Annotated in this window: 6 protein-coding genes; 4 read left to right on the plus strand and 2 right to left on the minus strand. The window is 71.7% G+C overall.

The genetic code is table 11. The features are described 5' to 3' along the window. On the plus strand, positions 1-3180 hold a 3180-nt coding region (gene mfd / locus MTQ10_RS24795; RefSeq protein WP_247472380.1), incomplete at its 5' end, for a transcription-repair coupling factor. Between the two features lie 222 nt (positions 3181-3402). Further along, positions 3403-4146: an HNH endonuclease family protein gene (locus tag MTQ10_RS24800; protein WP_374117683.1), complete on the plus strand. Its 744-nt coding sequence runs from the start codon at positions 3403-3405 to the stop codon at positions 4144-4146. A 165-nt stretch (positions 4147-4311) separates the two neighbouring features. On the opposite strand, the gene MTQ10_RS24805 is transcribed toward MTQ10_RS24800, so the two are convergent. Together MTQ10_RS24805 and MTQ10_RS24810 are read right to left on the minus strand one after the other, a co-directional pair. Further along, the gene (locus MTQ10_RS24805) at positions 4312-4677 is read right to left on the minus strand and encodes a hypothetical protein (RefSeq protein WP_247472381.1); all 366 of its coding nucleotides are present in this window, start codon (positions 4675-4677) and stop codon (positions 4312-4314) included. Between the two features lie 114 nt (positions 4678-4791). Continuing rightward, on the minus strand, positions 4792-5547 hold the full coding sequence (locus MTQ10_RS24810) for a hypothetical protein (RefSeq protein WP_247472382.1): 756 nt from the start codon (positions 5545-5547) through the stop codon (positions 4792-4794). 392 nt (positions 5548-5939) lie between these two features. On the opposite strand from MTQ10_RS24810, the gene MTQ10_RS24815 reads away from it, so the two are divergent. After that, positions 5940-6578, plus strand: a complete 639-nt coding sequence (locus tag MTQ10_RS24815) for a SurA N-terminal domain-containing protein (RefSeq protein ID WP_247472383.1) — start codon at positions 5940-5942, stop codon at positions 6576-6578. A 41-nt stretch (positions 6579-6619) separates the two neighbouring features. After that, positions 6620-7660, plus strand: a complete 1041-nt coding sequence (locus tag MTQ10_RS24820; protein WP_247472384.1) for a nucleoside triphosphate pyrophosphohydrolase — start codon at positions 6620-6622, stop codon at positions 7658-7660. Positions 7661-7834 lie beyond the last annotated feature (174 nt).

A 7834-nucleotide genomic window follows, 5' to 3' on the forward strand; every position in this document is an offset into this window, starting at 1 on the left:
GACCCCGACACCGGCCCCGTCTCCGTCGTGGTCGCACCCGTGCGCTCGGTGCTGCAACCGCAGGTCAAAGGCCTCGGCGACCTGGAACCGGTCTCCCTGAGCAGCGGGCAGAGCGCCGACCTGGACGACGTCGTCGAAGCGCTCGCCGCGGCGGCGTACGCGCGCGTGGAACTGGTGGAGAAACGCGGCGAGTTCGCCGTGCGCGGCGGCATCCTCGACGTGTTCCCGCCCACCGAGGAACACCCCCTGCGCATCGAGTTCTGGGGCGACGACGTCGAGGAGATCCGCTACTTCAAGGTCGCCGACCAGCGCTCCCTGGAGATCGCCGAGCACGGCCTGTGGGCGCCGCCCTGCCGTGAGCTGCTCCTCACCGACGAGGTGCGGCAGCGTGCGCGTGCCCTCGCCGAGGACCATCCCGAGCTGGGCGAACTCCTCGGGAAGATCGCCGAGGGCATCGCCGTGGAGGGCATGGAGTCCCTCGCGCCGGTCCTCGTCGACGACATGGAGCTGCTGCTGGACGTGCTGCCGGCGGGCGCCATGGCCGTGGTGTGCGACCCGGAGCGGGTGCGTACGCGCGCCGCCGATCTGGTCGCCACCAGCCAGGAGTTCCTCCAGGCGTCCTGGGCGGCCACCGCGGGCGGCGGCGAGGCCCCCATCGACGTCGGCGCCGCCTCCCTGTGGTCGCTGGCCGACGTCCGTGACCGGGCGCGCGAGCTGGGCATGATGTGGTGGTCGGTGTCGCCGTTCGCGGCCGGCGCACTGGAGGAGGCCGACAGCCTCGAACTGGGCATGCGCGCCCCCGAGACCTACCGCGGCGACACCGCCCGCGCCCTCGCCGACACCAAGGGTTGGATCGCAGACGGCTGGCGCACGGTGTACGTCACGGAGGGCCACGGCCCGGCCTCCCGCACCGTGGAGGTCCTCGGCGGTGAGGGCATCGCCGCCCGCCTCGACAACGACCTGGACGAGCTGACCCCGTCCGTGGTGCACGTCTCCTGCGGCAGCGTCGACCACGGCTTCGTCGACCCGGCGCTGAAGCTCGCCGTGCTCACCGAGACCGACCTCACCGGGCAGAAGGCGTCCGGCCGCGACGGCGCCCGCATGCCGGCGCGGCGCCGCAAGACGATCGACCCGCTCACCCTGGAGGCGGGCGACTACATCGTCCACGAGCAGCACGGCGTCGGCCGCTACATCGAGATGGTGCAGCGCACCGTGCAGGGCGCCACCCGCGAATACCTCGTCGTCGAGTACGCGCCCGCCAAGCGCGGCCAGCCCGGCGACCGGCTGTACATCCCCACCGACCAGCTGGAGCAGATCACCAAATACGTCGGCGGTGAGGCGCCCACCCTGCACCGGCTGGGCGGCGCCGACTGGACGAAGACGAAGGCCCGCGCGAAAAAGGCCGTCAAGGAGATCGCCGCCGACCTGATCAAGCTGTACAGCGCGCGCATGGCCGCACCCGGCCACGCCTTCGCCCCGGACACGCCGTGGCAGCGGGAGCTGGAGGACGCGTTCCCGTACGCGGAGACCCCCGACCAGCTGACCACGATCGCCGAGGTCAAGGAGGACATGGAGAAGTCGGTCCCGATGGACCGGCTGATCTGCGGCGACGTCGGCTACGGCAAGACGGAGATCGCGGTGCGGGCCGCGTTCAAGGCCGTCCAGGACGGCAAGCAGGTCGCGGTGCTGGTGCCGACGACGCTGCTGGTGCAGCAGCACTTCGGCACGTTCAGCGAGCGGTACGCGCAGTTCCCCGTCACCGTGAAGGCGCTGTCGCGGTTCCAGACCGACACCGAGGCCAAAGCCGTCCTGGAGGGGCTGCGGGAGGGCACCGTCGACGTCGTCATCGGCACGCACCGGCTGTTCTCCTCCGAGACCAAGTTCAAGGACCTCGGCCTGGTCATCGTCGACGAGGAGCAGCGCTTCGGTGTCGAGCACAAGGAGCAGCTGAAGAAGCTCCGCGCCAACGTGGACGTGCTGACGATGTCCGCGACGCCGATCCCGCGCACTCTGGAGATGGCGGTCACCGGCATCCGCGAGATGTCGACGATCACCACACCGCCGGAGGAGCGGCACCCGGTGCTCACCTTCGTCGGGCCGTACGAGGAGAAGCAGATCGGCGCCGCGATCCGCCGTGAACTGCTGCGCGAGGGGCAGGTCTTCTACATCCACAACCGGGTGGAGTCCATCGACCGGGCGGCGGCCCGGCTGCGGGACATCGTGCCGGAGGCGCGGATCGCGACCGCGCACGGACAGATGTCCGAGGCCGCGCTGGAGCAGGTCGTGGTGGACTTCTGGGAGAAGAAGTTCGATGTGCTGGTGTCGACGACGATCGTCGAGTCCGGCATCGACATCTCCAACGCCAACACCCTCATCGTGGAGCGCGGCGACACCTTCGGCCTGTCCCAGCTGCACCAGCTGCGCGGCCGGGTCGGCCGAGGCCGGGAGCGGGGGTACGCGTACTTCCTGTACCCGCCGGAGAAGCCGCTGACGGAGACAGCGCACGAGCGGCTCGCCACCATCGCCCAGCACACCGAGATGGGCGCGGGCATGTACGTGGCGATGAAGGACCTGGAGATCCGAGGCGCCGGCAACCTGCTGGGCGGCGAGCAGTCCGGGCACATCGCCGGTGTCGGTTTCGACCTGTACGTACGGATGGTCGGCGAGGCCGTCGCGGACTACCGGCGTCAGCTGGAGACCGGTGAGGTCGTGGAGGAGCCGCCGCTGGAGGTGAAGATCGAGCTGCCGGTCGACGCGCACGTCCCGCACGACTACGCGCCCGGCGAGCGGCTGCGCCTTCAGGCGTACCGGTCGATCGCGTCCGCCAACAGCGAGGAGGACATCAAGGCGGTCCGCGAGGAACTCACCGACCGCTACGGCAAGCTGCCCGAGCCGGTGGAGAACCTGCTGCTGGTGGCGGGCCTGCGGATGCTGGCGCGGGCGTGCGGGGTCGGCGAGATCGTGCTCCAGGGCAACAACATCCGCTTCGCGCCGGTGGAGTTGCGCGAATCGCAGGAGCTGCGGCTCAAGCGCCTGTACCCGGGCAGCGTGATCAAGCCGGCCGTCCATCAGGTGCTGGTGCCCCGCCCGAAGACCGCGAAGGTCGGCGGCAAGCCGCTGGTCGGACGTGAACTGCTCGGCTGGGTCGGCGAGTTCCTGACCTCGGTGCTCGACTCGTAGCGAGCGCCGGGGCACGCGCCCTGCGCGCCTCCCCTCCCCTCCGTCCCGCCCCCGGTGACGGCCCGCTACGGTGTACCGGGCCGTCACCAGGGAAGACTCGCCCGCGACGGGCGGATCGGGGCAAGCGAGGGGGAGGGGCGCACCGTGGAGCGTCTGAGGAGCGGGCCGGCACGCGCACGGACCACCGGCGAATCCCAGCCGACGAGCCAGTGCAGGGCCGGCGTGTACCGGACGCTGACCGCCCTGGCAGCGGCGGCGCTGCTCCTGACGGGCTGCGACAACACCGCCGAGGGCGGCTCCACGACCGGCGCCGGTCCGGCCGCCTCCGACGGACGCTCGGCCAACCCGTTGCGGAACCCCGACGGCACCGAGCCGGGCCTCGCCCCGCTGACGACGGACGCCGACAAGGCCGCCGCGCGCACCCTCATCGGCAAGGTGACGACGAAGGGCCGCGGCCCCAAGACGGGTTACGAGCGTGACAAGTTCGGCTACGCCTGGATGGACACCGCCGACGGGGTGCCGCTCGCCCGCAACGGCTGCGACACCCGCAACGACGTGCTGCGCCGAGACGGCCTGAACCTCCGGTTCCGTTCCGGCTCGGACTGCGTGGTGGTCTCCCTCACCCTGCACGACCCGTACACCGGCACGACCATCGAGTGGCGCAAGCAGAAGGCGTCCGAGGTGCAGATAGACCATGTGGTGCCGCTGTCGTACAGCTGGCAGATGGGCTCCTCGCGCTGGCCGAAGAGCAAGCGTGAGCAACTCGCCAACGACACGCTGAACCTGCTCCCGGTCGAGGGCCGCGCCAACTCCGCCAAGGGCGACTCCGGCCCGGCGTCCTGGCTGCCGCCCGACACCCGCATCCGCTGCGCCTACGCCGTCCGTTTCGCGCAGGTCGCCCTCAAGTACGACCTCGCGGTGACCCCGGCGGACAAGTCGGCGATGCTGAAGCAGTGCGGCGGCTGACCGGGCGCGGAAGGCGCACCGGCCGGGGGACGGGCGGGGAATCCGATCCGCCGCCCGGCTTCGAGCCGGCGTCCGCCTTGCCGAAGTCACGTGGCCGCGGCGGACGCCCTCGCGCCGGTGCGGTGCAGGCCGGCACCGCGAGGGGCAGCGCGGCCTGACCCCGCCTCAGCGGCCGTACGGGTAGCCGTACGGCCTCGGGTGCGGGGCCGGGTGCGCGGGGGCGTACGCCGGCTGACGGGGCGTCTTCTTGTCGAACTCGCCGAACAGCAGCATCAGCGTCGCCGTGATCAGCGTGAGGATGACGATCAGGCCCAGACCCGCCCTGTTGGTCTGGTTCGGCAGGATCTCCGTCCAGCTCATGGTCACGATCTCGTACAGCACGAAACTGCCGAACGCGAACCAGTCCGAGGCCCGGTTGCGGCGAATCCCGATGTAGAGGAACGGCACCCACATCAGAAAGCCCAAGGACACCCACGAGAGGGCCACCCACGCGAGCCGCTGCCACCAGCCCGCCTCAAGACGCTTGACCATGTCGCTCCACTTCCCCCCACTTCTCCACGCTCCCCGCGCCGATACGGCTGACAAGTGAGGAGCGCGGGAAGAAGCGTAGGGCAGGAATGCGCCAGACGTGTGCCGGCGGCCGGGTCACGCCTTCGGCTTCTGCGCCTTCAGCGAGGTCACCACCTGCGTCGCGACCTTCTGTGCGGCGGCGGCGCCGTTGTCGGAGCCGGCCGTGGACATCAGGGTCAGCACGGACGTGCCGACGCGCGCGGCGATCAGCGTGGTGCCGTTGTCCCAGGTCGGGCTGGTGAGGGTGATCGTGTACGCCTCGTCGCCCAGGCCCGGCGTCTCCTTGCCGACGATCTTCACCTTGGCGTGCAGCTCGGTGTCGGTGAACGCCGGGCAGGCGGCGACCGCGGCCCGGATGTCCTTCATGACCGTCTGCGCTGTCGTGCCGCGGAATCCGTCCAGCTCCTGCGTGATCTGCTCGACCTCGTCCGGCTTCTTCGTGAAGTCGGACTGCGCGAACGACACACCGCCCCTGAGACCGGTGACATCCAGCCAGTACGTGTTGCCGAACTTCGAGCAGTCCGGCTTGCCCACGGTCTTCGTCGGCGGGGCGGTGAACTCGTCACCGCTGTCCACCTCGCCGTCCTTCACGGCCGCCAGACCCTTCGGCATGAACGCCACCGGCGCGAGCGCCTGCTTCAGCTGCGTGCCCGTCAGCACACCGGCGTTGGGGTCCGTGCTCTTGCTCGGCGCGGCCGACACCTTGCCGGCGGAACCCTTCGAGTCGGAGGAGGAGCCCGAGTCGCCGGAGTCGCAGGCGGCGAGCGAGAGGGCGAGGGGGAGTGCCGCGACGGCACACACCGCGCGGGTGGCACGGGACGGGAGACGCATCTGGGTCCTTGCGTAACGGTCGACCGAAGCGATCGATGCGGAAAATGCCAGGTGGGGGGCGTGCTGAAGGTACCCGGCGGTCGGCCACGAAGTGATCTCGGCCGGCTCAAAGGTCGGTCAAACCATCTGGCGAATGCGGAGATTCCGGGGTGACAAGGGACGTCCTGTGATCATCGGACGGGGTGGGGACGGCCGAGTACGGCAGTCCACGGGGCTCGGCGGGGCGGGCGGGCCGTCCGTCCCCTCGCCTTCCTCGCCTTCCGTGGCGGGTGGGGGTGCCGGAACCTGTGGTGAATCGTTGGTCCGATGGGTTGGCCTCGGCCGGTCCGCTGCCTACCATCGATCACCGCAAGACTTTGTGCACTGTCGCACAATCTCCGTGGGAGGTTTCCTTGCACCGCCGCCGTCGCACCGCGCTCCTGCTCACCGCCGCGATCGCCGCGGCGCCCCTTTTGACCGCCTGCGGCAATGACGCGCACCCCGGTGCGGCGGCCGTCGTCGGCGACCAGCGGATCACCGTCGCGCAGCTGGAGAGCCGGGTGAACGAGGTCCGCGCGGCGCAGCGCGAGGCTCTCCCGGACAAGGAGCAGTACGCCCGTGTCGTCGCCGGCACGGCCGGGCTCACCCGGGACACCCTGCACGGCATGGTCCTGGACCGCGTACTGCACCGGGCCGCCGAGGACGCGGGCGTGACCGTGACCCGGCGTGACGTGCAGGAGCTGCGGACCCAGCTGGAGCAGCAGGTCGGCGGGGCGAAGGCGCTGGAGACGGCGTGGCTCCAGCAGTACAGCGTGCCGCCGCAGCGGCTGGAGGAGAACCTGCGGTTGCAGGCCGAGGCGCAGAAGCTGGCGCGGGCGCTGGGCACGACGACCGACCAGCCGGCGTTCTGGGCCGCCCTGTCCAAGGCGTCCAAGGAGCTGGGCGTCGAGGTGAACCCGCGGTACGGCGGCTGGGACGCGCAGAAGGTGGGGCGCGTGGACGCCAAGGCTCCGTGGGTTCGGGACGTGTCCGGGACCGGGGAGCAGGCCTGACCGGCTGACCGTGCCGCGGGAGCGTGGGTTACGTTCGGAGCGTGAACGCACTCCGCCCCGATGACCCCGGCCGTATCGTCCTGCTCACCACCAGCCACCGGGTCGCCCCCGGCCTGCTGTCCTGGGATGCCTGGCAGGCGCTGCACGCCGCAGACCGGGTGCTGTGCGCCGACGGGGCGCATCCGCAGGTGCCGTATCTGCGGGAGGCGGGCGTCACCGTCGAGGAGGGCGCGCTGAGTGCCGAGGACGCCGTCGAGGCCTGCGCCGGCGGGCGGACCGTGGTCGTCGTCGCGACCGGCGAGGGCGAGCCCGCGCTCACCGACGGGCTGGCCCGGCTCGCCGGGTCGGGACGCGTGACGATGCCCGCGCTGGAGCTGATGCCGGGCTCGTACGACCTGCCCGGCGCGCGCCTGCTGGACCTCGTGCAGGTCATGGACCGGATCCGCGCCGAGTGCCCCTGGTCGTCCCGGCAGACCCACGAGGGCCTGGCGAAGTACGCCATGGAGGAGGCGTACGAGCTGGTCGAGGCCATCGAGGACGGCGACCGCGACGAGCTGCGGGAGGAGCTGGGGGACGTGCTCCTCCAGGTCGTCTTCCACGCGCGGATCGCCGAGGAGCACCCGGAAGAGCCGTTCTCCGTCGACGATGTCGCGGGCGGCATCGTCGCCAAGCTCGTCAACCGGCACCCGCATGTCTTCGGCGACGCCACCGTCACGACTCCCGAGGAGGTCAGGGCGCAGTGGGTGCGGGTGAAGGCGCAGGAGAAGCAACGTACGTCCGTCACGGAGGGCGTGCCGCTGCACCAGCCGGCGCTGGCCCTCGCCGCCAAGCTGGTCTCCCGGGCCCGTATCGCCGGGCTCGACGTGCCGCTGCCCGAGGGTACGGGGCTCGGGTACGAGCTGCTGGCGCTGGCCGCGCGCGCCGAGGCGGAGGGCGTCGACCCGGAGGCCGCGCTGCGCGCCGCCGCCCGCGCCTACCGGGACGCCGTTCGCGCCGCCGAGGGCCGGCCGGCCGGCGAGGCGGTGGCCGCCGGCCACCATGATGCGGAGGCGCACCCCGAGGCGGATACGGTCGAGGAGTGACCGACCAGCACGACCCCGCCGCGGACGGGCGGCCCACCGCCTCGGGCCCGTCGGCTCCCGCCTCGGACGAGAAGACCGCTGAACCGGACCGGCAGCCCCTGTCGGCCGGCCCGGAACCCCCTGCCTCCGGCCCGTCGGCTCCCGCCTCGGACGACAAGACCCCTGCCTCCGGTC

The sequence above is a fragment of the Streptomyces sp. XM83C genome (genome assembly GCF_023072675.1).
Taxonomy (GTDB): domain Bacteria; phylum Actinomycetota; class Actinomycetes; order Streptomycetales; family Streptomycetaceae; genus Streptomyces; species Streptomyces thermocoprophilus.

Coding starts and splice junctions, on each gene's coding strand:
- MTQ10_RS24810 (WP_247472382.1), bottom strand. CDS start 5,547: ATGCGTCTCCCGTCCCGTGCCACCCGCGCGGTGTGTGCCGTCGCGGCA.
- MTQ10_RS24805 (WP_247472381.1), bottom strand. CDS start 4,677: ATGGTCAAGCGTCTTGAGGCGGGCTGGTGGCAGCGGCTCGCGTGGGTG.